The organism is Streptomyces sp. PsTaAH-137, from assembly GCF_003259365.1.
Lineage (GTDB): Bacteria > Actinomycetota > Actinomycetes > Streptomycetales > Streptomycetaceae > Streptomyces.
In genome coordinates this window covers 134,565-159,009 of record NZ_QLLY01000011.1, presented here as the reverse complement: position 1 = coordinate 159,009, position 24,445 = coordinate 134,565, and the positions used below count along the sequence as shown (strand labels likewise).

23 protein-coding genes are annotated in these 24,445 nt (G+C 70.6%); 17 read left to right on the top strand and 6 right to left on the bottom strand.

From position 1 onward, the window contains the following. Positions 1–28 precede the first annotated feature (28 nt). The 12 genes from K377_RS24675 to K377_RS24620 all read left to right on the top strand — a co-directional run bounded on the left by K377_RS24675 (position 29) and on the right by K377_RS24620 (position 12,578). Positions 29–574, top strand: a complete 546-nt coding sequence (locus K377_RS24675; protein WP_111665688.1) for a hypothetical protein — start codon at positions 29–31, stop codon at positions 572–574. A 221-nt stretch (positions 575–795) separates the two neighbouring features. Next, on the top strand, positions 796–1,644 hold the full coding sequence (gene pdxS, locus K377_RS24670) for a pyridoxal 5'-phosphate synthase lyase subunit PdxS (protein ID WP_237551419.1): 849 nt from the start codon (positions 796–798) through the stop codon (positions 1,642–1,644). Beyond that, the gene (gene pdxT / locus K377_RS24665) at positions 1,644–2,267 is read left to right on the top strand and encodes a pyridoxal 5'-phosphate synthase glutaminase subunit PdxT (RefSeq protein ID WP_111665686.1); all 624 of its coding nucleotides are present in this window, start codon (positions 1,644–1,646) and stop codon (positions 2,265–2,267) included. The genes pdxS and pdxT overlap by 1 nt, the downstream gene beginning before the upstream one ends. A gap of 74 nt (positions 2,268–2,341) precedes the next feature. After that, positions 2,342–3,094: a YebC/PmpR family DNA-binding transcriptional regulator gene (locus K377_RS24660; RefSeq protein ID WP_111665685.1), complete on the top strand. Its 753-nt coding sequence runs from the start codon at positions 2,342–2,344 to the stop codon at positions 3,092–3,094. A gap of 105 nt (positions 3,095–3,199) precedes the next feature. Continuing rightward, the gene (gene ruvC / locus K377_RS24655; protein ID WP_111665684.1) at positions 3,200–3,730 is read left to right on the top strand and encodes a crossover junction endodeoxyribonuclease RuvC; all 531 of its coding nucleotides are present in this window, start codon (positions 3,200–3,202) and stop codon (positions 3,728–3,730) included. Then, positions 3,727–4,338, top strand: coding sequence for a Holliday junction branch migration protein RuvA (ruvA, locus tag K377_RS24650; protein WP_111665683.1), 612 nt, complete (start codon positions 3,727–3,729; stop codon positions 4,336–4,338). The genes ruvC and ruvA overlap by 4 nt, the downstream gene beginning before the upstream one ends. A gap of 35 nt (positions 4,339–4,373) precedes the next feature. Beyond that, positions 4,374–5,453 carry a Holliday junction branch migration DNA helicase RuvB gene (ruvB, locus tag K377_RS24645; protein ID WP_111665682.1) on the top strand — a complete coding sequence of 360 codons (1,080 nt, stop codon included), beginning with the start codon at positions 4,374–4,376 and terminating at the stop codon, positions 5,451–5,453. Positions 5,454–5,628: 175 nt separating this feature from the next. Beyond that, complete coding sequence (yajC, locus tag K377_RS24640) at positions 5,629–6,141, top strand: preprotein translocase subunit YajC (protein ID WP_111665681.1); 513 nt, start codon at positions 5,629–5,631, stop codon at positions 6,139–6,141. 142 nt (positions 6,142–6,283) lie between these two features. After that, on the top strand, positions 6,284–8,056 hold the full coding sequence (gene secD, locus K377_RS24635) for a protein translocase subunit SecD (RefSeq protein WP_111665825.1): 1,773 nt from the start codon (positions 6,284–6,286) through the stop codon (positions 8,054–8,056). Between the two features lies 1 nt (position 8,057). Continuing rightward, complete coding sequence (secF, locus tag K377_RS24630; RefSeq protein WP_111665680.1) at positions 8,058–9,185, top strand: protein translocase subunit SecF; 1,128 nt, start codon at positions 8,058–8,060, stop codon at positions 9,183–9,185. A gap of 154 nt (positions 9,186–9,339) precedes the next feature. Next, a complete protein-coding gene (locus K377_RS24625; protein ID WP_111665679.1) occupies positions 9,340–9,879 on the top strand; it encodes an adenine phosphoribosyltransferase in 540 nt (179 codons plus the stop codon). 170 nt (positions 9,880–10,049) lie between these two features. Next, complete coding sequence (locus K377_RS24620; protein ID WP_111665678.1) at positions 10,050–12,578, top strand: bifunctional (p)ppGpp synthetase/guanosine-3',5'-bis(diphosphate) 3'-pyrophosphohydrolase; 2,529 nt, start codon at positions 10,050–10,052, stop codon at positions 12,576–12,578. Positions 12,579–12,787: 209 nt separating this feature from the next. Here K377_RS24620 and K377_RS24615 read toward each other — a convergent pair whose 3' ends face one another. Both K377_RS24615 and K377_RS24610 read right to left on the bottom strand, forming a co-directional pair. After that, entirely contained in the window at positions 12,788–14,020 is a 1,233-nt protein-coding gene (locus K377_RS24615) for a DUF349 domain-containing protein (RefSeq protein WP_111665677.1), read from the bottom strand. Positions 14,021–14,155: 135 nt separating this feature from the next. After that, positions 14,156–14,947 (bottom strand): peptidylprolyl isomerase, encoded by a 792-nt coding sequence (locus K377_RS24610; protein WP_111665676.1) that lies wholly within the window; start codon positions 14,945–14,947, stop codon positions 14,156–14,158. A 158-nt stretch (positions 14,948–15,105) separates the two neighbouring features. On the opposite strand from K377_RS24610, the gene K377_RS24605 reads away from it, so the two are divergent. Beyond that, complete coding sequence (locus K377_RS24605) at positions 15,106–15,816, top strand: MBL fold metallo-hydrolase (protein ID WP_111665675.1); 711 nt, start codon at positions 15,106–15,108, stop codon at positions 15,814–15,816. A 12-nt stretch (positions 15,817–15,828) separates the two neighbouring features. Continuing rightward, the gene (gene hisS, locus K377_RS24600; RefSeq protein WP_111665674.1) at positions 15,829–17,091 is read left to right on the top strand and encodes a histidine--tRNA ligase; all 1,263 of its coding nucleotides are present in this window, start codon (positions 15,829–15,831) and stop codon (positions 17,089–17,091) included. A gap of 78 nt (positions 17,092–17,169) precedes the next feature. Here the strand turns inward: hisS and K377_RS24595 are convergent, their stop codons facing one another. The 4 genes from K377_RS24595 to K377_RS24580 are packed head-to-tail and all read right to left on the bottom strand — an operon-like array spanning position 17,170 to position 20,721. Further along, complete coding sequence (locus tag K377_RS24595) at positions 17,170–17,793, bottom strand: response regulator transcription factor (protein WP_111665673.1); 624 nt, start codon at positions 17,791–17,793, stop codon at positions 17,170–17,172. Continuing rightward, entirely contained in the window at positions 17,790–19,007 is a 1,218-nt protein-coding gene (locus K377_RS24590; protein ID WP_202454786.1) for a sensor histidine kinase, read from the bottom strand. Before K377_RS24590 ends, K377_RS24595 begins: the two co-directional genes overlap by 4 nt. Then, positions 18,983–19,852, bottom strand: a complete 870-nt coding sequence (locus K377_RS24585; protein WP_111665671.1) for an ABC transporter permease — start codon at positions 19,850–19,852, stop codon at positions 18,983–18,985. The genes K377_RS24590 and K377_RS24585 overlap by 25 nt, the downstream gene beginning before the upstream one ends. Continuing rightward, entirely contained in the window at positions 19,849–20,721 is an 873-nt protein-coding gene (locus K377_RS24580) for an ABC transporter ATP-binding protein (RefSeq protein ID WP_111665824.1), read from the bottom strand. Before K377_RS24580 ends, K377_RS24585 begins: the two co-directional genes overlap by 4 nt. A gap of 140 nt (positions 20,722–20,861) precedes the next feature. Between K377_RS24580 and K377_RS24575 the strand changes: the two genes are divergently transcribed. The 3 genes from K377_RS24575 (at position 20,862) to K377_RS24565 (ending at position 24,177) form a co-directional block, all read left to right on the top strand. Then, entirely contained in the window at positions 20,862–21,509 is a 648-nt protein-coding gene (locus K377_RS24575) for a vitamin K epoxide reductase family protein (protein ID WP_111665670.1), read from the top strand. Between the two features lie 45 nt (positions 21,510–21,554). Then, entirely contained in the window at positions 21,555–22,916 is a 1,362-nt protein-coding gene (locus tag K377_RS24570) for a replication-associated recombination protein A (protein WP_111665669.1), read from the top strand. 577 nt (positions 22,917–23,493) lie between these two features. Further along, the gene (locus tag K377_RS24565; RefSeq protein WP_111665668.1) at positions 23,494–24,177 is read left to right on the top strand and encodes a DUF1524 domain-containing protein; all 684 of its coding nucleotides are present in this window, start codon (positions 23,494–23,496) and stop codon (positions 24,175–24,177) included. The last annotated feature ends 268 nt before the right edge of the window (positions 24,178–24,445 follow it).

Here is a 24,445-nt window from a genome sequence, read left to right as displayed (position 1 = left end):
CCCCGCGCCGACGGTAGCCTTGCCGCCCGTGACCGCCACCCTGATCTGGATCGCCGTAGCCCTCTTCGCGATCGGGCTCTATCTGAGCTGGACCGCGGGCCGCCTGGACCGCCTGCACGCCCGTATCGACGCGGCCCGCGCCGCTCTGGACGCCCAACTCCTGCGCCGCGCCTCCGTCGCCCAGGAACTGGCCACGTCCGGCGTGCTCGACCCGGCCGCGTCGATCGTCCTGTACGAGGCGGCGCACGCGGCCCGGCAGGCCGAGGAGGAGCAGCGCGAGGTCGCCGAGAGCGAGCTGAGCCAGGCGCTCAGGGCCGTGTTCAGCGAGCCCGACCAGGTCGAGGCGGTCCGGGAGGCGCCCGGCGGCGAGGAGGCCGCGGAGGAGCTGGCCCAGGCCGTGCGCCGGGTCCCCATGGCCCGCCGCTTCCACAACGACGCCGTCCGCGCGGCCCGCGCGCTGCGCCGCCACCGCAAGGTCCGCTGGTTCCGGCTCGCGGGACACGCGCCGTTCCCGATGGCGTTCGAGATGGACGACGAGCCGCCGGTCGCGCTGGCCGACCGCGCCACCGCCTGACCGGCCGGCTGATCGGCGGCCTGCCGCCCGTCGGCCTGCCGATCGCAGGCGGAAGGAGCCACCGGCTTCGTATTGGCCCTTGTAGTGGCCTGGTCCGCAGGGGTTTCCTCGGTGCTGTAACAAGCCCTCTTCACAGAGTTCACCGAGTGAGGTCACCCGTGTCCGTCAGCACCCAGTCCCACGAGTCCAACGCCACCGGCACCGCCCGCGTCAAGCGCGGCATGGCCGAACAGCTCAAGGGCGGCGTGATCATGGACGTCGTCACCCCCGAGCAGGCGAAGATCGCCGAGGACGCGGGCGCCGTCGCCGTCATGGCCCTGGAGCGGGTCCCGGCCGACATCCGCAAGGACGGCGGCGTGGCCCGGATGTCCGACCCGGACATGATCGAGGGCATCATCGAGGCCGTCTCGATCCCGGTCATGGCCAAGTCCCGCATCGGCCACTTCGTCGAGGCCCAGGTCCTCCAGTCGCTCGGCGTGGACTACATCGACGAGTCCGAGGTCCTCACCCCGGCCGACGAGGTCAACCACAGCGACAAGTTCGCCTTCACGACCCCGTTCGTCTGCGGCGCCACCAACCTCGGCGAGGCCCTGCGCCGCATCGCCGAGGGCGCCGCCATGATCCGCTCCAAGGGCGAGGCCGGCACCGGCAACGTCGTCGAGGCTGTCCGCCACCTGCGCCAGATCAAGAACGAGATCGCCCGCCTGCGCGGCTTCGACAACAACGAGCTGTACGCCGCCGCCAAGGACCTGCGCGCCCCCTACGAGCTGGTCAAGGAGGTCGCCGAGCTGGGCAAGCTGCCGGTGGTCCTCTTCTCCGCCGGTGGCGTCGCCACCCCGGCCGACGCCGCGCTCATGCGCCAGCTCGGTGCCGAGGGCGTGTTCGTCGGCTCCGGCATCTTCAAGTCGGGCGACCCCGCCAAGCGCGCCGCCGCCATCGTGAAGGCCACCACCTTCTTCGACGACCCGAAGATCGTCGCGGACGCCTCCCGCAACCTGGGCGAGGCCATGGTCGGCATCAACTGCGACACCCTCCCCGAGGCCGAGCGCTACGCGAACCGGGGCTGGTGATGACCGCTCCCGGCAACGACGGCACGCCCGTCGTCGGCGTCCTCGCGCTCCAGGGAGACGTACGGGAACACCTCATCGCCCTGGCCACGGCCGACGCCGTGGCCAGGGAGGTGCGGCGCCCCGAGGAGCTCGCCGAGGTCGACGGCCTGGTGATCCCCGGCGGCGAGTCCACCACCATCTCCAAGCTGGCCCACCTCTTCGGCCTGATGGAGCCGCTCCGCGCGCGTGTGCGCGAAGGAATGCCCGTCTACGGCACCTGCGCGGGCCTGATCATGCTCGCCGACAAGATCCTCGACCCGCGCTCGGGCCAGGAGACCGTCGGCGGCATCGACATGATCGTGCGCCGCAACGCCTTCGGACGGCAGAACGAGTCCTTCGAGGCGGCGGTCGACGTCCGCGGCGTCGCGGGCGATCCGGTCGAGGGCGTCTTCATCCGCGCCCCGTGGGTCGAGTCCGTGGGCGCCTCGGTCGAGGTGCTCGCCGAGCACGACGGTCACATCGTCGCCGTGCGCCAGGGCAGCGCCCTCGCGACGTCCTTCCACCCGGAGCTGACGGGCGACCACCGGCTCCACGCCCTGTTCGTGGACATGGTCCGTGAGAAGGCCGCGGCCGGATCCTTGTAGGATCTGCGGGGTCCCCCCGCGCTGCTGCCCGGGGAGTTCGTTCATGAGGTTGGTTACGCGAAGGAGACAGGCAGATGTCCGGCCACTCTAAATGGGCTACGACGAAGCACAAGAAGGCCGTGATCGACGCCAAGCGCGGCAAGCTCTTCGCGAAGCTGATCAAGAACATCGAAGTCGCGGCGCGCATGGGCGGCACGGACATCGAGGGCAACCCGACGCTGTACGACGCCATCCAGAAGGCGAAGAAGCAGTCGGTCCCGAACAAGAACATCGACTCCGCGGTCAAGCGCGGCGGCGGCCTCGAGGCCGGCGGCGCCGACTACGAGACGATCATGTACGAGGGCTACGGTCCGAACGGTGTCGCGGTGCTCATCGAGTGCCTCACCGACAACCGCAACCGCGCCGCGTCCGACGTGCGCGTCGCCATGACCCGCAACGGCGGCAACATGGCGGACCCGGGCTCGGTGTCCTACCTGTTCAACCGCAAGGGCGTCGTGGTCGTCCCCAAGGGCGAGCTGACCGAGGACGACGTCCTGGGCGCCGTGCTCGACGCGGGTGCTGAAGAGGTCAACGACCTGGGCGAGTCCTTCGAGGTGCTCTCCGAGGCCACCGACCTGGTCGCCGTCCGCACCGCGCTCGTGGACGCCGGCATCGACTACGACTCGGCCGACGCCAACTTCGTCCCGACCATGCAGGTCGAGCTGGACGAGGACGGCGCGCGCAAGATCTTCAAGCTGATCGACGCGCTGGAGGACAGCGACGACGTGCAGAACGTCTTCGCCAACTTCGACGTCTCCGACGAGGTCATGGAGAAGGTCGACGCCTGACGTGACATCAGCGGCGGGCCGGCGGGGACACACCCCGTCGGCCCGCCGCTTTGTCGGTGGCACCCGATAGCCTGCGGGAACAGGCGATCGAAGTGGGGGCAAGGCGTGCGCGTACTGGGCGTGGACCCGGGGCTGACCCGGTGCGGTGTCGGCGTGGTCGAGGGGGTCGCGGGCCGGCCCCTGACCATGCGCGGCGTCGGCGTGGTGCGCACCCCGCCGGACGCCGATCTGGGCCACCGCCTCGTCGGCATCGAGCAGGGCATCGAGCAGTGGCTCGACGAGCACGAGCCCGAAGTCCTCGCCGTGGAGCGGGTGTTCAGCCAGCACAACGTCCGTACGGTGATGGGCACCGCCCAGGCCAGCGCCGTCGCCATGCTGTGCGCGGCGCGCCGCGGCATCCCGGTCGTCCTGCACACGCCCAGCGAGGTCAAGGCCGCCGTCACCGGCAGCGGCCGCGCCGACAAGGCACAGGTGGGCGCCATGGTGACCCGGCTCCTTCGCCTCGACGCGCCGCCCAAGCCGGCCGACGCCGCCGACGCCCTGGCCCTCGCCATCTGCCACATCTGGCGCGCCCCCGCGCAGAACCGACTCCAGCAAGCCGTAGCGCTGCACGCATCGAAAGGCCGTACCGCATGATCGCCTTCGTCAGCGGCCCCGTCGCCGCACTCGCCCCCGACGCCGCGGTCGTGGAGGTCGGAGGCATCGGCATGGCCCTCCAGTGCACGCCGAACACGCTGTCGACGCTCCGGATCGGCCAGCAGGCCAAGCTCGCCACCTCGCTCGTCGTACGCGAGGACTCGCTGACCCTGTACGGCTTCGCGGACGACGACGAGAAGCAGACCTTCGAACTGCTCCAGACCGCGAGCGGTGTCGGCCCGCGCCTGGCCCAGGCCATGCTCGCCGTGCACAGCCCCGACGCCCTGCGCCGCGCCGTCGCCACCGGTGACGAGAAGGCCCTCACCGCCGTCCCCGGCATCGGCAAGAAGGGCGCCCAGAAGCTCCTCCTGGAGTACAAGGACCGTCTCGGCGAGCCGCTGGGCACCGGCGGCCCGGCGATCGGCGCCCCCGTGACCAGCGGCTGGCGCGACCAGCTGCACGCCGCCCTGATCGGCCTCGGCTACGCGACCCGCGAGGCCGACGAGGCCGTCGCCGCCGTCACCCCGCAGGCCGAGGCCGCCGAGGGCACCCCGCAGGTCGGCCAGCTCCTGAAGGCCGCCCTCCAGACCCTCAACCGCACCCGCTGATCCCCGTAGACCACCCGTAACGCGAGGCACACCACATGAACTGGGACGAGACGACCGACGAAGCCGCCCCACAGGCCGCCGACCGGCTCGTCGGTGCGTCCGCCGACGGCGAGGACCAGGCCGTCGAGGCGGCCCTGCGCCCCAAGGACCTGGACGAGTTCATCGGCCAGGAGAAGGTCAGGGAACAGCTCGACCTGGTGCTGCGGGCCGCCCGCGCGCGCGGCGCCACCGCCGACCACGTCCTGCTCTCCGGCGCCCCCGGCCTCGGCAAGACCACCCTCTCCATGATCATCGCGGCGGAGATGGCGGCCCCGATCCGGATCACCTCGGGCCCCGCCATCCAGCACGCCGGCGACCTGGCCGCGATCCTCTCCTCCCTCCAGGAGGGCGAGGTCCTCTTCCTCGACGAGATCCACCGGATGTCCCGGCCCGCCGAGGAGATGCTCTACATGGCGATGGAGGACTTCCGCGTCGACGTCATCGTCGGCAAGGGCCCCGGAGCCACCGCCATCCCGCTCGAACTGCCGCCGTTCACGCTGGTCGGCGCCACCACGCGCGCGGGCCTGCTACCCCCGCCGCTGCGCGACCGCTTCGGGTTCACCGCGCACATGGAGTTCTACGAGCCGGCCGAGCTGGAGCGGGTGATCCACCGCTCCGCCGGACTCCTCGACGTGGAGATCGACCCGGCCGGAGCGGCCGAGATCTCCGGCCGCTCCCGCGGCACCCCGCGCATCGCCAACCGCCTGCTGCGCCGCGTCCGCGACTACGCCCAGGTCAAGGCCGACGGCCACATCACCCGGGACATCGCCGCCGCCGCCCTCGGGGTCTACGAGGTGGACGGCCGCGGCCTCGACCGGCTCGACCGCGCCGTCCTGGAGGCCCTGCTCAAGCTGTTCGGCGGCGGGCCCGTGGGCCTGTCGACCCTCGCGGTGGCGGTGGGGGAGGAGCGCGAGACCGTGGAGGAGGTCGCGGAGCCCTTCCTCGTCCGGGAGGGCCTGCTCGCGCGCACCCCGCGCGGCCGGGTGGCCACTCCCGCGGCCTGGGCCCACCTCGGCCTCACCGCGCCCCAGGGAAAACCCGGTGCAAGCGGACAAGCGGACCTGTTCGGGGCGTGACAGCGCGCGTCATCGCCGGAGCTGGAACCCCGGTGCCACGCTGAGCGTTGTTCCCGGATGGCGGACTCGCTTAGACTCCGCCGACGTCGTCCTTGTGATTCAAGGCGCGACGGCCGACACCACACCCCCGACAAGGCCGCGCATCTGATGCGGTCGTATGAAGGAAGTCCCACCCGTGAGTCTCGTGACCCTCCTCCCGTTCATCGTGCTCATCGGGGCCATGTTCCTGATGACCCGGTCTGCCAAGAAGAAGCAGCAGCAGGCCGCGAGTATGCGCAATGAAATGCAGCCCGGTTCCGGCGTCCGCACGATCGGCGGCATGTATGCCACGGTCAAGGAGGTCAACGAGGACACGGTCCTCCTCGACGCGGGCCCCGGCGTCCACCTCATGTTCGCGAAGAACGCGATCGGCGCCGTGCTCTCCGACGACGAGTACAACCGCATCGTCCACGGCCCCGACGCCGACGCCGACGAGCTGACCGACGGCGCCGTCGTGCCGGACGACGCGTCGTCCCTCACCGAGACCGACGAGACCGCCGCCGACGACTCGCGCATCGACCTCGGCAAGAAGGACGAGACCGAGGTGACCGACGCGGCCGACGAGAGCGCCGAGGCCCCCAAGGCCGACGCCGCCCCCGAGGCCGCTGCCGAGGCGAAGAAGACCGACGGCGAGTCCGACGCGAAGTAGTCACGACCGGAGCCGGGGGGACGTACCGCTTGCGTCCCCCGGGGTCCTGGTTCGTGCGTGACGCGCGCGGATTCTCGACCATTTCATGGCCGTCCTGGCACGCATCCCCGATGCCGGACGGATGGAGAGGGAGTACGAGAAGGTGGCCACACCTAAAAAGAGCCGAGGGGCAGGTGCCCAGAGCAAGCCGGGCCGTGCTCTGAGCCTGATCGTGATCGTCATGGTCGCGCTCGTCGGCGGGATGTTCATCTCCGGCACGTTCACCCCCCGCCTCGGCATCGACCTCGCGGGCGGCACCAGCATCACCCTGCAGGCCAAGACCGAGCCGGGCCAGCCCAAGAACGCGATCAACAAGACCAACATGAACACGGCGGCGGACATCATCAACCGCCGTGTCAACGGCTTGGGTGTCTCCGAGGCCGAGGTCCAGACGCAGGGCAACGACAACATCATCGTCAACATCCCCCGGGGTACGAACGAGAAGCAGGCGCGCGAGCAGGTCGGCACGACCGCTCAGCTCTACTTCCGTCCGGTCCTGACGATGGCCGCCGGCTCCCCGACGGGCGACTCCTCGACGAGCCCGTCCCCGAGCGCCTCCTCCAGCGGCAAGCCCACGGACAAGGCGAGCGCGGGCTCCGGCGACAAGGCGACCGACTCGTCGTCCTCCGCGACGCCGTCCGCCTCGGCCACCTCGCAGGGCCGCGCCGTCACCGACGCCCTCAAGGCCGACGCGACGCCCAGCTCCTCCGCGAGCGACGAGGCCAAGGCCTCCGGCTCGCCGTCCGCGTCCGCCAGTGCCTCCGCGGACCCGGCCACGACCGCGCTGCAGAAGAAGTTCACCGAGCTGGACTGCACCGACTCCTCGGCCCGCACGAAGGTCAACGAGGGCGCCAAGCCCACCGACACCGTCGTCGCCTGCGGCAAGGACTCGGGCGGCCAGTGGGCCAAGTACGTCCTCGGCCCGTCCGAGGTGAACGGCAAGGACGTCAAGAAGGCCTCGGCCGGCATCAACCAGCAGAGCGGCCAGTGGGTCGTCAACATGGAGTTCACGGGCTCCGGGTCGAAGAAGTTCGCGGCGACCACCGCGAAGTTGAAGGACCAGCAGCAGCCGATGAACCAGTTCGCCATCGTCCTCGACGGCGACGTGGTCTCCGCCCCCAGCGTCAGCTCCGTGCTGAGCTCCAACGCCGAGATCTCCGGCAGCTTCAACCAGCAGTCCGCCCAGGACCTGGCCAACGTGCTGTCCTACGGCGCCCTGCCGCTCACCTTCCACGAGCAGAGCGTCACCTCGGTGACCGCCGCGCTCGGCGGTGAGCAGCTGCACGCCGGTCTGATCGCGGGCGCCATCGGCCTCCTCCTGGTCGTCATCTACCTGGTGGTCTACTACCGCGGCCTGTCGCTCGTCGCCCTGGCCTCGCTGCTGGTCTCCGGCATCCTCACGTACACGCTGATGACGCTCCTCGGCCCGGCCATCGGCTTCGCGCTGAACCTGCCCGCGGTGTGCGGTGCGATCGTGGCCATCGGTATCACCGCGGACTCGTTCATCGTGTTCTTCGAGCGGATCCGGGACGAGATCAGGGAGGGCCGCTCCGTGCGGCCCGCCGTCGAGCGCGCCTGGCCGCGCGCCCGGCGCACCATCCTGGTCTCCGACTTCGTGTCGTTCCTCGCCGCCGCGGTGCTCTACATCGTGACCGTCGGCAAGGTGCAGGGCTTCGCGTTCACGCTCGGCCTGACCACCCTGCTCGACGTCGTCGTGGTCTTCCTCTTCACGAAGCCGCTGATGACGATCCTGGCCCGCGGGAAGTTCTTCACCGGCCACAAGTGGTCCGGCCTCGACCCGAAGCGCCTCGGGGTCCAGCCGCCGCTGCGCCGCACCCGTCGTTCCGCCGGTCCCGTCGACCCGAAGGAGGCGTGAGATGTCGAAGCTCGGCAATCTCGGCGCCAGGCTGTATCGCGGTGAGGTCGGCTACGACTTCATCGGCAAGCGCAAGATCTGGTACGGCGTCTCGATCCTGATCACCATCACGGCCATCCTCGGCCTGACGGTGCGCGGGCTCAACATGGGCATCGAGTTCGAGGGCGGCGCCGTCTTCACGACGCCCAAGACCTCCGTCTCCGCCTCGCAGGCGGAGAAGGACGCGGAGGCGGCCGCCGGCGGTCACGACGCGGTCGTGCAGAAGCTCGGCACCGGCGGTCTGCGCATCCAGATCGCGGGCATCGACACCGACAAGTCGGACCAGATCAAGGAGGAGCTGTCCAAGGACCTGGGCATCCCCTCCGACAAGATCAACGCCGATCTGGTGGGCCCCAGCTGGGGTGAGACGATCGCCAACAAGGCCTGGCAGGGCCTGGCCATCTTCATGGTCCTCGTCGTGATCTACCTGGCGATCGCCTTCGAATGGCGGATGGCCATCGCGGCGCTCGTCGCGCTGATCCACGACATCACCATCACCGTCGGGATCTACGCTCTGGTGGGCTTCGAGGTCACACCCGGCACGGTGATCGGTCTGCTCACGATCCTCGGTTACTCGCTCTACGACACGGTCGTCGTCTTCGACTCCCTCAAGGAGCAGACGAAGGGCATCGAGAAGCAGACCCGCTGGACCTACAGCGACATCGCGAACCGCTCGATCAACTCCACCCTGGTCCGCTCGATCAACACCACGGTCGTGGCGCTCCTGCCGGTGGCGGGCCTGCTGTTCATCGGCGGCGGCTTCCTCGGCGCCGGCATGCTGAACGACATCTCGCTGTCGCTCTTCGTCGGTCTCGCCGCCGGTGCGTACTCGTCGATCTTCATCGCCACTCCGCTGGTCGCCGACCTCAAGGAGCGCGACCCGAAGATGAAGGCCCTCAAGAAGCGGGTGCTCGCCAAGCGGGCCGCCGCCGCGGCCAAGGCGGACACGGAGCCGGCCGGCTCCGTCGTCGCCCAGGCCGAGAGCCCGCTGCCGCAGGAGCCGGAGGACGCCGCCCCGGCCGGTGCGGGTCCGCGCAACCAGCCGGCCCGCAACCGCGGCCGCGGCCGCCCCTCGGGCAAGCGCCGCTGACCCCTCGGTCACGTACGCGCACGGGCGCCAGGAGCTGCGACGCTCCTGGCGCCCGTGCCTTTCCGGACAGGGACGACTGCTAGGGTTGACGACCGCGCGGACCTGCCGAAAAGGGCCGCGGCCAACTCCATCACAGACTCGCTGAGGTGCAGACATGACCGACATCAAGGAGCTGCTCCTCAGCCGCATCCGCGATGTGCAGGACTACCCGGAGCCCGGTGTCCTCTTCAAGGACATCACTCCGCTCCTCGCGGACCCGTCGGCGTTCACGGCCCTCACCGACGCCCTCGCCGAGCTCTGCGTCCGGCACGGCGCCACCAAGGTCGTCGGCCTCGAGGCGCGCGGCTTCATCCTCGGCGCCCCGGTCGCCATCCGCGCCGGGCTCGGCTTCATCCCCGTACGCAAGGCGGGCAAGCTGCCCGGAGCGACGCTCTCGCAGTCCTACGCGCTGGAGTACGGGACCGCCGAGATCGAGGTGCACGCAGAGGACCTCAGCGCCGACGACCGGATCATGGTCATCGACGACGTGCTCGCCACCGGTGGCACCGCCGAGGCCGCCCTGCACCTCATCCGCCGGGCCGGCGCCGAGGTCGCGGGCGTCGCGGTCCTCATGGAGCTGGGCTTCCTGCCCGGCCGCGCACGCCTGGAGCCCGCGCTCCAGGGCGCCCCGCTCGACGCCCTGCTGGTGGTCTGAAAACCCGGCTCACAGCCGTCGGGGCGGGCCCGGAGGAATCCGGCGCCCGCCCCTGTTGTTTCTCCAGTACAAGGCCGTACCACCGGCCGAATACGTTCGGTGGGCGCCGGATCGATACCATGGGCTCTCCGGGACCTGAACGGGGGACCCGTCGCGCACGAGGAGCGCCGTTGCCAGACGAGGCCAAGCCACTCACCGCCGCCACGCCCGACCAGCAGGCTGCCCAGGGCGCGGCTGAATCCGGCACGTCCGCGAACGGCACCCCGTCCGTGAACGGCGCGAAGCCCGCTCCGCCGCCCGGCACCAAGGCGGCCGAGTCGCCACGCCCCAAGCCCGCCGCCGAGCCGTCGCGCGCCACACCGGCGCCCGTCATCCGCGCCGCCGCGAACCAGCCGGCGTCCCGCTCGGGGTCCTCCAACCGCGTCCGGGCCCGTTTGGCCCGCCTCGGCGTCCAGCGCTCCAACCCGTACAACCCGGTCCTGGAGCCGCTGCTGCGGATCGTGCGCAGCAACGATCCCAAGATCGAGACCTCGACGCTGCGCCAGATCGAGCGCGCCTACCAGGTCGCCGAGCGCTGGCACCGCGGGCAGAAGCGCAAGAGCGGCGACCCGTACATCACCCATCCGCTCGCCGTGACGACGATCCTCGCCGAGCTGGGCATGGACCCGGCGACGCTGATGGCCGGGCTCCTCCACGACACCGTCGAGGACACCGAGTACGGCCTGGACACCCTCAAGCGCGACTTCGGCGACCAGGTTGCCCTGCTCGTCGACGGCGTCACCAAGCTGGACAAGGTCAAGTTCGGCGAGGCCGCGCAGGCCGAGACGGTCCGCAAGATGGTCGTGGCGATGGCCAAGGACCCCCGGGTCCTGGTCATCAAGCTCGCCGACCGCCTGCACAACATGCGCACCATGCGGTACCTCAAGCGCGAGAAGCAGGAGAAGAAGGCGCGCGAGACCCTGGAGATCTACGCGCCGCTCGCCCACCGCCTGGGCATGAACACCATCAAGTGGGAACTGGAGGACCTCGCCTTCGCGATCCTCTACCCCAAGATGTACGACGAGATCGTGCGGCTCGTGGCCGAGCGCGCCCCCAAGCGCGACGAGTACCTGGCCATAGTGACCGACGAGGTGCAGTCCGACCTGCGCGCGGCCCGCATCAAGGCGACCGTCACCGGCCGCCCGAAGCACTACTACAGCGTCTACCAGAAGATGATCGTCCGCGGCCGGGACTTCGCGGAGATCTACGACCTGGTGGGCATCCGCGTCCTCGTTGACACGGTCCGCGACTGCTACGCGGCACTGGGCACCGTCCACGCCCGCTGGAACCCGGTTCCGGGGCGGTTCAAGGACTACATCGCGATGCCCAAGTTCAACATGTACCAGTCGCTGCACACGACGGTGATCGGCCCGAACGGCAAGCCCGTCGAGCTCCAGATCCGTACGTTCGACATGCACCGCCGCGCCGAGTACGGCATCGCCGCGCACTGGAAGTACAAGCAGGAGGCCGTCGCAGGCGCCTCCAAGGTGCGCTCCGACGCGCCCAAGTCGACCGGCAAGGACGACCACCTCAACGACATGGCGTGGCTGCGCCAGCTGCTCGACTGGCAGAAGGAGACCGAGGACCCGGGCGAGTTCCTGGAGTCCCTGCGCTTCGACCTGTCGCGCAACGAGGTCTTCGTGTTCACGCCGAAGGGCGACGTCATAGCGCTGCCGGCCGGGGCCACCCCGGTGGACTTCGCGTACGCGGTCCACACGGAGGTCGGCCACCGGACCATAGGAGCACGCGTCAACGGACGCCTCGTGCCCCTGGAGTCCACGCTGGACAACGGCGACCTGGTGGAGGTCTTCACCTCCAAGGCCTCCGGCGCCGGTCCCTCCCGCGACTGGCTCGGCTTCGTCAAGTCGCCGCGGGCCCGCAACAAGATCCGTGGCTGGTTCTCCAAGGAGCGCCGCGACGAGGCCATCGAGCAGGGCAAGGACGCCATCGCGCGGGCCATGCGCAAGCAGAACCTGCCGATCCAGCGGATCCTGACCGGAGACTCGCTCGTGACGCTCGCGCACGAGATGCGCTACCCCGACATCTCGTCGCTCTACGCGGCCATCGGCGAAGGCCATGTCACGGCGCAGTCCGTCGTGCAGAAGCTCGTCCAGGCGCTCGGCGGCGAGGAGGCCGCCAACGAGGACATCGCCGAGAGCGCACCGCCGTCGCGCGGCCGCTCCAAGCGCCGGTCCAACGCCGATCCGGGTGTGGTGGTCAAGGGCGTCGACGACGTCTGGGTCAAGCTGGCCCGTTGCTGTACGCCGGTCCCCGGTGACCCGATCATCGGGTTCGTGACGCGTGGCAGCGGCGTATCGGTTCACCGCAGTGACTGCGTGAACGTGGACTCGCTGTCCCGGGAGCCCGAGCGCATCCTCGAGGTCGAGTGGGCGCCGACCCAGTCCTCGGTCTTCCTGGTCGCCATCCAGGTCGAGGCGCTGGACCGGTCCCGGCTGCTGTCGGACGTGACCCGGGTCCTCTCCGACCAGCACGTGAACATCCTGTCCGCGGCCGTCCAGACGTCCCGCGACCGGGTGGCCACGTCGCGCTTCACGTTCGAGATGGGCGATCCGAAGCACCTGGGGCATGTGCTCAAGGCGGTCCGGGGCGTGGAGGGCGTCTACGACGTCTACCGGGTGACCTCGGCCCGGCGCCCGTAGGGGGCGCGGGGAACTGCGCGAGAAGCCCCACCGGGGCTGCACCCGCGAACGGCGCTGCACTGGCCGCCCCTGAGGCGCTCGCCCCGCGCCGGGGCCGCCTTGCCCACCCTGCCGCCCTTGGCGGCAGATTGCCCAAGGCGGGGCGCTGGACAAGAAACGGCCCCGGGCCGTAGCCCGGGGCCGCTCTACAACCTGCTGTCAGCGGAGCGTCAGCCGCCGAACTCCTGGAGACCCTTCAGCGCCGAGTCCAGCAGCGCCTGACGCCCGTCGAGCTCCTTCTGGAGCTTGTCGGCCTTGGCGTTGTTGCCCTGGGTGCGGGCCTGCTCGATCTGGCCCCGGAGCTTGTCGACGGCGGCCTGAAGCTGCCCCGTCAGCCCCGCGGCACGCGCCCGCGCCTCCGGGTTCGTACGACGCCACTCGGCCTCCTCCGACTCCTGGAGGGCGCGCTCCACGGCGTGCATCCGGCCCTCGACCTTCGGCCGGGCGTCGCGCGGAACATGGCCGATGGCCTCCCAGCGCTCATTGATCGAGCGGAACGCGGCACGGGCCGCCTTCAGGTCCTCGATCGGGAGCAGCTTCTCGGCCTCTGCGGCCAGCTCCTCCTTGAGCTTGAGGTTCTCGCCCTGCTCGGCGTCCCGCTCGGCGAAGACCGAGCTGCGGGCCGCGAAGAACACGTCCTGGGCGCCGCGGAAGCGGTTCCACAGGTCGTCCTCGTGCTCGCGCTGCGCGCGCCCCGCGGCCTTCCAGTCCGTCATCAGCTCGCGGTACCGGGCCGCGGTGGCGCCCCAGTCCTGCGAGTTCGACAGCGCCTCCGCCTCGGCGACCAGCTTCTCCTTCGCCTTGCGGGCCTCCTCGCGCTGCGCGTCCAGCGAAGCGAAGTGGGCCTTGCGGCGCTTGGAGAACGCCGAGCGGGCGTGCGAGAAGCGGTGCCACAACTCGTCGTCCGATTTGCGATCGAGACGCGGCAGACCCTTCCAGGTGTCCACCAGCGCGCGCAGCCGCTCCCCGGCCGCCCGCCACTGCTCGGACTGGGCCAGCTCCTCCGCCTCGACGACCAGCGCCTCCTTGGAGTGCCGCGCCTCGTCGGACTGCTTGGCCTTCTGCGCCTTGCGCTCCTCGCGGCGCGACTCCACGGACTCGACGAGCTTGTCGAGCCGCTTGCCGAGCGCGTCCAGGTCACCGATCGCGTGCGCGTCGGTGACCTGGTCCCGGAGGTGCTCGATCGCCGTCATGGCGTCCTTGGCGGACAGGTCCGTCGTCTGCACCCGGCGCTCGAGGAGCCCGATCTCGACGACCAGACCGTCGTACTTGCGCTTGAAGTAGGCAAGGGCCTCGTCGGGAGAACCGGCCTGCCAGGAACCGACCTCACGCTCAGTGCCGTCGGCCGAACGCACGTACACGGTCCCCGTCTCGTCGACGCGGCCCCACGGGTCGCTGCTCACAGCGCCTCCTCCACATGATGCCTGCGGGAGGCTCTGAGCCCCCGGGCATCGTCCACAGTTTCGTCACGGCCAACATAGGCGACCGGCGGGGATGCTGTCCGCATCCCGCGCGACCGAAATTTGGCAGCGGACAGGTCAGCCCTTCTCCACTGTCACAGTCTTGACCTTGACGGTCTTCTTCGGTGCACCATCGGTCTCGCTCTGACCACCGGCGGCCACACCGCCCTTCGCGACGGCCTGCACGGCCTTGAGGCCGGCCGCGTCGATCTTGCCGAACGGGGTGTACGACGGCGGCAGCTTGCTGTCCTTGTAGACGAGGAAGAACTGGCTTCCGCCGGTGTGCGCCTGGCCCGTGTTCGCCATCGCGACCGTGCCCGCGGGGTAGGTGACGGTGCTGTCCTTGCCCGCCTTGCCCAGCCCGTCCAGGTTCTCGTCCGGGATCGTGTACCCGGGGCCGCCCGCGCCGGTGCCCTCCGGGTCGCCGCACTGCAACACGTAGATACCGGACGTGGTGAGCCGGTGGCACTTCGTGTTGTCGAAGAACTTCTTGTCGGCGAGGTGCTTGAACGAGTTGACGGTGTGCGGCGTCTTGGCCGCGTCCATGGCGATGCTGATGTCGCCCTGGCTCGTCCTCATCGCCATCGTGTACGTGGCCTTCTTGTCGATGGCCATCTTCGGCTCGGGCTTCTCCGTGGAGGAGGCGCTCGGGCTGGGGCTCGCCTCGGAGCCCGCGGTGTCCTTCTTGCTGTCACCGCTGAAGGCCCCGGCGGCGTACGCGCCACCGGTGCCCAGGACGGCCACCGCGAGCACGGAGGCGATCACGGTGTTGCGGGTGCGCGCCTTGCGTCGCGCGGACTCGCGCCGCTGCTGCTGGCGCAGGAACTTCTCCCGGGCGAGCTGACGCTGCCGCTGATCCTTGCTGACCACCGGATCTTCTCCTCGTACGTGTGTATGACCATGACCGGGCTCTTGATTGTGCCCCGTACCGTATATGGGTTCGCTGTGGAATCGGCAGCGCCGGTAGGCTCTGATCTGCCGCATCGCCGCATTCCGACGGCACTTCCGACGACACATGAAGGACGATCGTGCTGATTGCCGGGTTCCCCGCCGGGGCCTGGGGCACCAACTGTTACCTGGTTGCCCCCGCCGCGGGTGAGGAGTGCGTGATCATCGACCCGGGCCACCAGGCCGCCGAGGGAGTCGAGGAAGCGCTCAGGAAGCACCGGCTCAAGCCGGTCGCCGTCATCCTCACGCACGGGCACATCGACCATGTCGCCTCGGTCGTCCCGGTGTGCGGGGCGCACGACGTCCCGGCCTGGATCCACCCCGAGGACCGCTACATGATGAGCGACCCGGAGAAGGGCATCGGCCGCACCATCGGCATGCCGCTCATGGGCGAGCTCACGGTGGGGGAGCCCGACGACGTGCGGACGCTCTCCGACGGCGCCCGGCTGGAGCTCGCCGGCCTCGACTTCGGCGTCGCGCACGCCCCCGGCCATACCAAGGGGTCGGTGACCTTCCGGATGCCGGAGACGGCGGACGTCCCGTCCGTCTTCTTCTCCGGTGATCTGCTCTTCGCCGGCTCCATCGGACGCACCGACCTTCCCGGTGGCTCCATGGACGACATGCTCGAATCGCTGGCCCGCGTGTGCCTGCCGCTCGACGACTCGACCGTGGTGCTCTCCGGACACGGCTCCCAGACGACCATCGGCCAGGAGCGCGCCACCAACCCGTATCTGCGGCAGGTGGCCGCCGGCCAGGGACCCTCCACCGAGGCTCCCCGACGAGGAATGTGACGAAGACTTCCTGTGAGTACCTTCCAGGCCCCCAAGGGCACGTACGACCTGCTCCCGCCGGTCTCGGCGACGTACCTGGCGGTGCGTGAGGCGATCTCCGCGCCGCTGCGCAACTCCGGCTACGGCTACGTCGAGACGCCCGGCTTCGAGAACGTCGAGCTGTTCGCGCGCGGTGTCGGCGAGTCCACCGACATCGTGACCAAGGAGATGTACGCCTTCGAGACCAAGGGCGGCGACAGGCTCGCCCTGCGCCCCGAGGGCACGGCCTCCGTCCTGCGCGCCGCCCTCGAGGCCAACCTCCACAAGGCGGGCAACCTCCCCGTCAAGCTCTGGTACTCGGGCTCGTACTACCGCTACGAGCGCCCCCAGAAGGGACGCTACCGGCACTTCTCCCAGGTGGGCGCCGAGGCGATCGGCGCCGAGGACCCGGCCCTCGACGCCGAGCTGATCATCCTGGCCGACCAGGCGTACCGCTCGCTGGGTCTGCGCGACTTCCGGATCCTGCTGAACTCGCTGGGCGACAAGGAGTGCCGTCCGGTGTACCGGGAGGCCCTCCAGACGTTCCTGCGCGGTCTCGACCTCGACGAGGAGACGCTGCGCCGCGCGGAGATCAACCCGCTGCGCGTCCTCGACGACAAGCGGGCCGACGTCCAGAAGCAGCTGGTCGGCGCGCCCTCGCTGCGCGACTACCTGTGCGACGCGTGCAAGGCGTACCACGAGCAGGTGCGCGAGCTGCTGACCGCCGAGGGCGTCGCCTTCGAGGACGACGAGAAGCTGGTGCGCGGGCTCGACTACTACACCCGTACGACCTTCGAGTTCGTCCACGACGGGCTCGGCTCGCAGTCCGCGGTGGGCGGCGGCGGCCGCTACGACGGTCTCTCCGAGATGATCGGCGGCCCGTCGCTGCCGTCCGTCGGCTGGGCGCTGGGCGTGGACCGCACGGTCCTGGCTTTGGAGGCCGAGGGCGTGGAGCTGCGGCTCCCCTCCACGACCAGTGTGTTCGCCGTCCCGCTCGGCGACGAGGCGCGGCGCGTGCTGTTCGCCAAGGTGACCGAGCTGCGCAAGGCCGGGATCTCGGCGGACTTCTCGTTCGGCGGCAAGGGGCTCAAGGGCGCCATGAAGAACGCCAACCGCAGCGGTGCGCGGTTCACTCTCGTCGCGGGTGAGCGGGATCTCGCCGAGGGTGTCGTTCAGCTCAAGGACATGGAGTCCGGCGAGCAGTCCGCTGTCGCGGTGGACGAGATCGTCGAGGTGCTCCGCGCCAAGCTCGGCTGATCTTCGTCTGCGGGCCGGTGGGGCTTCTCGCGCAGTTCCCCGCGCGAAGCCCCACCGGCCCGCAGACGCGCCTGATGCCTACTCCAGCAACCCGTGGCGCATGGCGCTGGTGACGGCCGCCGTTCGGTCGTCCACCCCCAACTTGCCGAACGCCCGCAGCAGATGCGTCTTCACCGTCGATTCGGCTACATGAAGCCGCCGCCCGATCTCGGCGTTCGTACACCCGTCGGAGACCAGCCGCAGCACCGCCGTCTCCCGCTCCGACAGCCGAGGACGCTCAGGATTCGTCCGCAACTGGTCCACGAGCCGCGCCGCGACCGAGGGGGCCAGCACGGTCTCGCCCCGCGCGGCAGCGCGTACCGCGCCCGCCAGCTCGGCGCGGGCCATGTCCTTGAGCAGATACCCGGCGGCCCCCGCCTCCACGGCCCGCAGGATGTCCCGGTCCGTCTCGTACGTCGTCAGGACGATCGTGCGGCACGGCAGCCCGGCCGCCGTCATCCGGACGATCGACTCGACACCGTCGCCGCCGGGCATCCGCAGATCCATCAGGACGATGTCCGGGGCGAGTTCGGCCGCGAGGGCCTCCGCCCGCGGCCCGTTCGACGCCTCGGCGACGACGGTGAGGTCCGGCTCGGCGTCGAGCATGGCGCGCAGGCCCTCGCGCACCACGGGATGGTCGTCGGCGAGCAGGATGCGGATCACGGAAGGGTCCTCTCGGGTACCGGAAGCCGGACGGTGACGGTGGTGCCCGCGCCGGGCGCGCTGTCGACGACGGCGGTGCCGCCCACCTCGGCGGCGCGCGCCCGCAGCCCGCGCAGGCCGAAGCCGTCGCCGGGCGCGTCCGGCGCGAAACCGGGGCCCGTGTCCCGTACGACCAGGGTCAGGTCCGCCCCGGTGTAGGCGAGCCGGACCTGTACGGCGGTGTCGGGCGCCGCGTGTTTGCGTACGTTGGACAGGGCTTCCTGGCAGCCGCGCAGCACCACCACCTCCAGGCCGGGCGCCAGCGGCCGGGCGGTGCCGCTGATTTGGACGTTCGCGCCGTGCCGGGCCGCCAGCCGGTGCAGCGCGTCGGGCAGGGAGGCGCCATTCAGGTCGGCCGGGGCGCCGCCCGCCACGAGGGCCCGCGCCTCCGCGAGGTTCTGCCGCGCCGTGTCCGCCATCAGCCGCAGATGGCGGCGGGCCTGCGGGACGTCCGTCGCCAGCTCGGTCTCGACGGCCTGGACGAGCATCAGGACGCTGGTGAAGCCCTGCGCGAGGGTGTCGTGGATCTCCCGGGACATCCGCTCGCGCTCGGCCAGGGCCCCGCGGTCGGCGGAGAGCCGGGCGATCTCCTCGCGGCTCGCGTCCAGTTCGGCGATCAGGTCGGCCCGCTCCTGGCTCTGCTCCATGATCCGGATCGTCCAGCTGCCGAAGGCCGTCGAGAAGACGAGCGTCACCACGGCGAACACCGAGTTGAAGAAGACGTCCTGGCCACTGATGTCCCACAGCAGCGCCCAGCCCACCACCGGCGCGAGATTGACGACGGTGACCGCGATCATCGCCCTGCGGTAGCGCAGCGCCATGAAGCACTGGGGGACGAGCGCGAACGCCATCAGCCGGGTCTCGCCGACCAGCACCCCCGGCATCAGATACACGGCGACCGCCCCCGCGATGTACGTCACCGCCCGTCCCTCGTTCACCCCTTCGGTCAACAGTACGGGCCGCCCGAAACCCACGTACCAGGGGACGAGCAGGACCAGCAGACCGCCCGCGGCCAGCCGGACCGGCCACGCCGGCTGGGCCGTGCCCAGCACGAACACCAGCGTGGCCAGCCACACGACCGCGAAGTAGCCGTCCCAGAGCCGGAAGGTGCGGTCCCAGGCATGCTCGCCCCGCGGATCGGTGAGGGCGCTCACCCGGCGCGACGGTTCTTCCAGCGGAAAGTCAGCAGACACAGCAGCAATCCTCCGACGCACCAGGCCCCGAGCACCAGAGCCGCCTTCCCGAACTCCCAGCTGCCCGCCTGCTCCAGGACGTGCGCCGAGTCCGGCAGGAACACCCCGCGCAGCCCCTGGCACAGCCACTTCAGCGGGAACACCGCCCCGATGTTCAGCATCCAGTCCGGAATCGTGTCGATGGAGATGTAGACCCCGGAGATGAACTGCAGGACCAGGAACGGCAGAACGACGACGGAGGTCGCGCTCCGGCCCGACTTCGGTACGGAACCGATCGCGATGCCGAGCAGCGCGCACGCCGTGATGCCCAGCAGGAACAGCCAGCCGAACGTCAGCCACTTGCCCGGACTCGTCGGCAGCGAGACGTCGTAGAACGCCGTGCCGACGGCCAGCAGGACCGCCGTCTCCAGCAGGCCCGTGACGAGCACCAGCCAGACCTTTCCCAGAAAGTACGCGGCCGGTGGCATCGGCGTACCGCGCAGCCGGCGCAGCACCTTCTCGTCGCGCTCGATGGCGACGGAGATGCCGAGCGACTGGAAACTCGTCGACATGATGCCCGCCGCCATCATCGCGGGGACGTACAGCTGCGAGGCGGTGACGCCCGCGCCCCGCACGTCGTCGCTGAAGATCGACGCGAACAGGAACAGGAAGACGACCGGGAAGGCGAAGGTGAACACCACCTGCTCGCGCAGCCGGAAGAACTGCTTGAGTTCCAGTGCGCCGCGCCGCAGGCCCAACTCCCAGGCGCCGGGCAGGCGTTCGATGTCCGTCGTGCCGGTCCCGGCCGGCGTGGCCGCGGTCGTGGCCGCGTTCGCGTGCGTCTTCATCGGGTCGTCTCCTGTTCCTGTCCGGTGAGGCGGAGGTACACGTCCTCCAGCGTCGGGCGGCCGACCCGCAGGCCGGGGATCTCGCCGTCGAAGCGCCGCGTGAGCTCGGCGACCGTGCGGGTGGGGGTGTCCGTGCGCTCGCTGCGCGCAGTGCCGTCGGGCTCGGTCCACTCCACGGTGGCGCGGCTGCCGTAGCGGTCGCGCAGCTCGGCGGGGGCGCCCTCCGCGACGACCCGGCCGGACGCGATCACCGCGAGCCGCTGCGCGAGCGCCTCGGCCTCCTGGAGGTAGTGGGTGGTCAGCAGGATCGTGGTGCCCTCGGCGGCGAGCATCCGGATCAGCTCCCAGAACTGACGCCGGGCCGCCGGGTCGAACCCGGTCGTCGGCTCGTCCAGGAGCAGCAGCTCCGGATCGCCGATCACGCCGAGCGCCACGTCGAGGCGGCGCCGCTGCCCGCCCGAGAGCGCCTTGATCCGGGCGTTCGCCTTCTTCTCCAGGCCCACCATCTCGATGACCCGGTCCGGGTCGCGCGGTCTCGGGTAGTAGTGCGCGAAATGCCGTACGGTCTCGCGCACCGTCAGCTCCGCGGGCGCCGACTCGTCCTGCCAGACGATGCCGACCCGGGACCGCCAGGCGCGGCCCGCGCTGCCCGGGTCCGCGCCGAGCACGGTCACTTCTCCGCCGTCCCGGGCCCGGTTGCCCTGGAGGATCTCCACCGTCGTCGACTTGCCCGCGCCGTTCGGCCCGAGCAGGCCGAAGACCTCGCCGGTCCGGATCGTCAGGTCGATGCCGTCGACGGCGGTCACGTCGCCGTACTGCTTGCGCAGCCGCCGTACGTCCACCGCGAGTTCCGCTGTCTGTGGGGTCATGCCGACGAGCGTCCCGCCGAACCGCACGTTCCGGGCCCTACGGGAGGACATCCTTATGTCCATCGAACGGTGGACACCCGCGCCCGTACGGCAGAATGAGCGTGCCCGCAGGCCTCACCTCTCACATACGGATCGGCGTGATGAGCAAGACGACCACAGCAAGCGACAGCGACAGCGTCTCCCGCGACATCGACACCGCGGGCGCCCCACGCACGGTCGGCGGCAGTCGCGGGTTCGGACTGCTCCTGGTGATCACGGGAGCGGCCGGGCTGCTCGCCGCCTGGGTCATCACGCTGGACAAGTTCAAGCTGCTGGAGGACCCGAGCTTCATCCCGGGCTGCTCCATCAACCCGGTCATCTCCTGCGGCAGCATCATGAAGAGCGACCAGGCGTCGGTCTTCGGCTTCCCGAACCCGATGCTGGGCCTCGCCGCCTACGCCGTCGTGATCTGCGTCGGCATGAGCCTGCTCGCGCGGGCGAGCTTCCCGCGCTGGTACTGGCTGACGTTCAACGTCGGCTGCCTGTTCGGCGTCGGCTTCGTCACCTGGCTGCAGTTCCAGTCCCTGTACCGGATCAACGCGCTGTGCCTGTGGTGCTGCCTGGCCTGGGTCGCCACGATCCTCATGTTCTGGTACGTCACGTCGTCCAACGTCCGCAACGACCTGCTGCCGGCCCCGCGCTGGCTGAAGACGTTCTTCGAGGACTTCACCTGGGCGCTGCCCGTCGTGCACATCGGGATCATCGCCGTCCTGATCTTCACGCGCTGGGGCGAAAAGCTCTGGGCCTGACGCCTCCCGGCGGGGTTGTCAGTGCGGTGACTTAGGGTTTTGTCCGTGGAACCCGACCTCTTCACCGCCGCAGCCGAAGAACGCCAGGAGAAGGACCCCTCCGCGAGCCCCCTGGCCGTCCGGATGCGCCCGCGCACCCTCGACGAAGTCGTCGGGCAGCAGCATCTGCTCAAGCCGGGCTCGCCGCTGCGCCGCCTGGTCGGCGAGGGCGGCGGCGGGCCGGCGGGCGCGTCGTCGGTGATCCTGTGGGGGCCGCCTGGCATCGGCAAGACGACGCTCGCGTACGTCGTCTCCAAGGCGACGAACAAGCGGTTCGTGGAGCTGTCCGCGATCACCGCGGGCGTCAAGGAGGTCCGGGCCGTCATCGAGGGCGCCCGGCGGGCGATGGGCGGACACGGCAAGGAGACCGTCCTCTTCCTCGACGAGATCCACCGCTTCAGCAAGGCCCAGCAGGACTCGCTGCTGCCCGCGGTGGAGAACCGCTGGGTGACGCTGATCGCGGCGACCACGGAGAACCCGTACTTCTCTATCATCTCGCCGCTGCTCTCCCGCTCCCTGCTCCTCACCCTGGAGCCGCTGACCGACGACGACCTGCGCGGGCTGCTCGCGCGGGCGCTCACCGACGAGCGGGGGCTCGGCGGGGCCGTGACCCTCGCCGAGGACGCCGAGGAGCACCTGCTGCGCGTCGCGGGCGGGGACGCCCGGCGGGCGCTCACCGCGCTGGAGGCCGCCGCCGGGGCCGCCCTCGCCAAGAGCGAGGACGCCATCAGCCTCGAAAGCGTCGAGGAGACCGTCAATCGCGCGGCCGTGAAGTACGACCGTGACGGCGACCAGCACTACGACGTCGCCAGCGCCCTCATCAAGTCCATCCGCGGCTCCGACGTGGACGCCGCGCTGCACTATCTGGCCCGCATGATCGAGGCCGGTGAGGACCCCCGCTTCATCGCCCGGCGGCTGATGATCTCCGCCAGCGAGGACATCGGGCTCGCCGATCCGACGGCCCTGCCCACCGCGGTCGCCGCCGCGCAGGCCGTTGCCATGATCGGGTTCCCGGAGGCCGCGCTGACGTTGAGCCACGCGACGATCGCGCTCGCGCTGGCCCCCAAGTCGAACGCGGCGACGACCGCGATCGGCGCCGCCATGGAGGACGTCCGCAAGGGCCTCGCCGGGCCGGTCCCGGCCCACCTCCGGGACGGCCACTACAAGGGCGCCGCCAAGCTGGGGCACGCCCAGGGGTACGTCTATCCCCACGATGTCCCCGGGGGCATCGCGGCCCAGCAGTACGCGCCGGACGCCATCGCGGGGCGCCGCTACTACGAGCCGACGCGCTACGGGGCCGAGGCGCGCTATGCCGACGTGGTCGAGCGGGTCCGAGAACGCCTGCGCGGCGAGCCCGGCCCCGCCTGACCCGCCGCCGTTCCCGGGGTGCCGCCCAGTTCCCCGGGCGCGGCCCGGTGACCGCTTCTCGCGCAGTTCCCCGCGCCCCTGGGCACTCCTCCACGCGCGCCACTCGTCGTGGCTGGTCGCGCCGTTCCCCGCGCCCCTGGGTTGTCTTTCACGCGCGCCACCGTCGTGGCTGGTCGCGCAGTTCCCCGCGCCCCTGAGATGCGCACTTCGTGCGGCATCTCATCAGGAGGACGCGCCACGGCTGCCTCATCAGGAGGGCGCCCCACCGCCGTCTTTTCAAGAGAGACGCGCCACCGTCTCTCCCAACGGGAGGCGCGCGGAGCGCAGCCTCAAGGGGAGGCGGCGCGAAGCGCCTGCCTCAGGGGCGCGGGAACTGCGCGAGAAGCGGCCACCGGCCGTCGGTCGACGTACGACCTAGGGGCGCGGGGAACTGCGCGGGAAGCGGCCACCGGGCCGCAGTCGACGTACGACTCAGGGGCGCGGGGAACTGCGCGGCCAGCCACGACGAGCGGCGCGGAAGTCGTCCGGGTGGTGTGCTCGGCGGGCAGTCCGGGGCGTGCCCGCCTAGGCTCGCCCCATGCGCATCAGGGCCGCGGTCGCCACCGGCATCGTCCTGCTCGGCGCCGCCGCATGCGGTGCCGAGCAGCAGAAGAAGCCGGCACCCGCGGCAGCCCTGAGCCAGGGATTTCCCCCCACCGCGGCGCAGGCAAAGGCCCAGCTCAACACCCTCACCGTCGCCTGGGGCAAGAACTGGCAGACGTACAAGAGGAGCGAGTTCGGCGACGGCTGGAGCGACGACGTGGACGCCCCGGGCGGGCGCAACGGCTGTGACACCCGCGACGACGTCCTGCGCCGCGACCTCGACGACCTGCGCGAGGGCGACCGCAACCGCTGCGTGGTGATCTCCGGCACGCTGCACGACCCGTACACGGGGAAAAGCCTGCCGTACTACTACCGCAGGGCCTCCCAGATCCAGACCGACCACGTGGTCGCGCTCGGCGCCGCCTGGCGGGCCGGAGCCTGGGCGTGGACACCGAAGAAGCGCCTCACGTACGCCAACGACCTCGACGTCCTGCTGGCCGCCGACAAGACGGCGAACTACGAGAAGAGCAGCAGGACGCCGGACAAGTGGAAGCCCGCGAACAAGGCGTTCTGGTGCGAGTACGGGCGGCGCTGGACCGGGATCAAGAGCAAGTACGCGCTGACGGTGACCGCCCCGGAGAAGAAGGCCCTCCAGGACCTGCTGGCAAGCTGCCGCTGAGCCATCCGGTAGACTTCGTCGAAGTGCTGTGTCCTGTGCCCGGTGTCCCGAAAGGGAGACAGGGCGTCACCAGAGCAGGACATCCAGCCGGATCCCCCGAACCGCGAGGCACAGGGGATCCAGGAGCGTCGCGCACCTTCGAAGGTGTCGCGGGCAGCCCACCACCCTCCCGGGCTCCGGGACCAGGTCGGTGGGCCACTCGCGTGCTGCACGTATGTGCCCAGTATCCGGGAGCGGCTGCCCACCCATCCTCGTGATGGACGGGTTT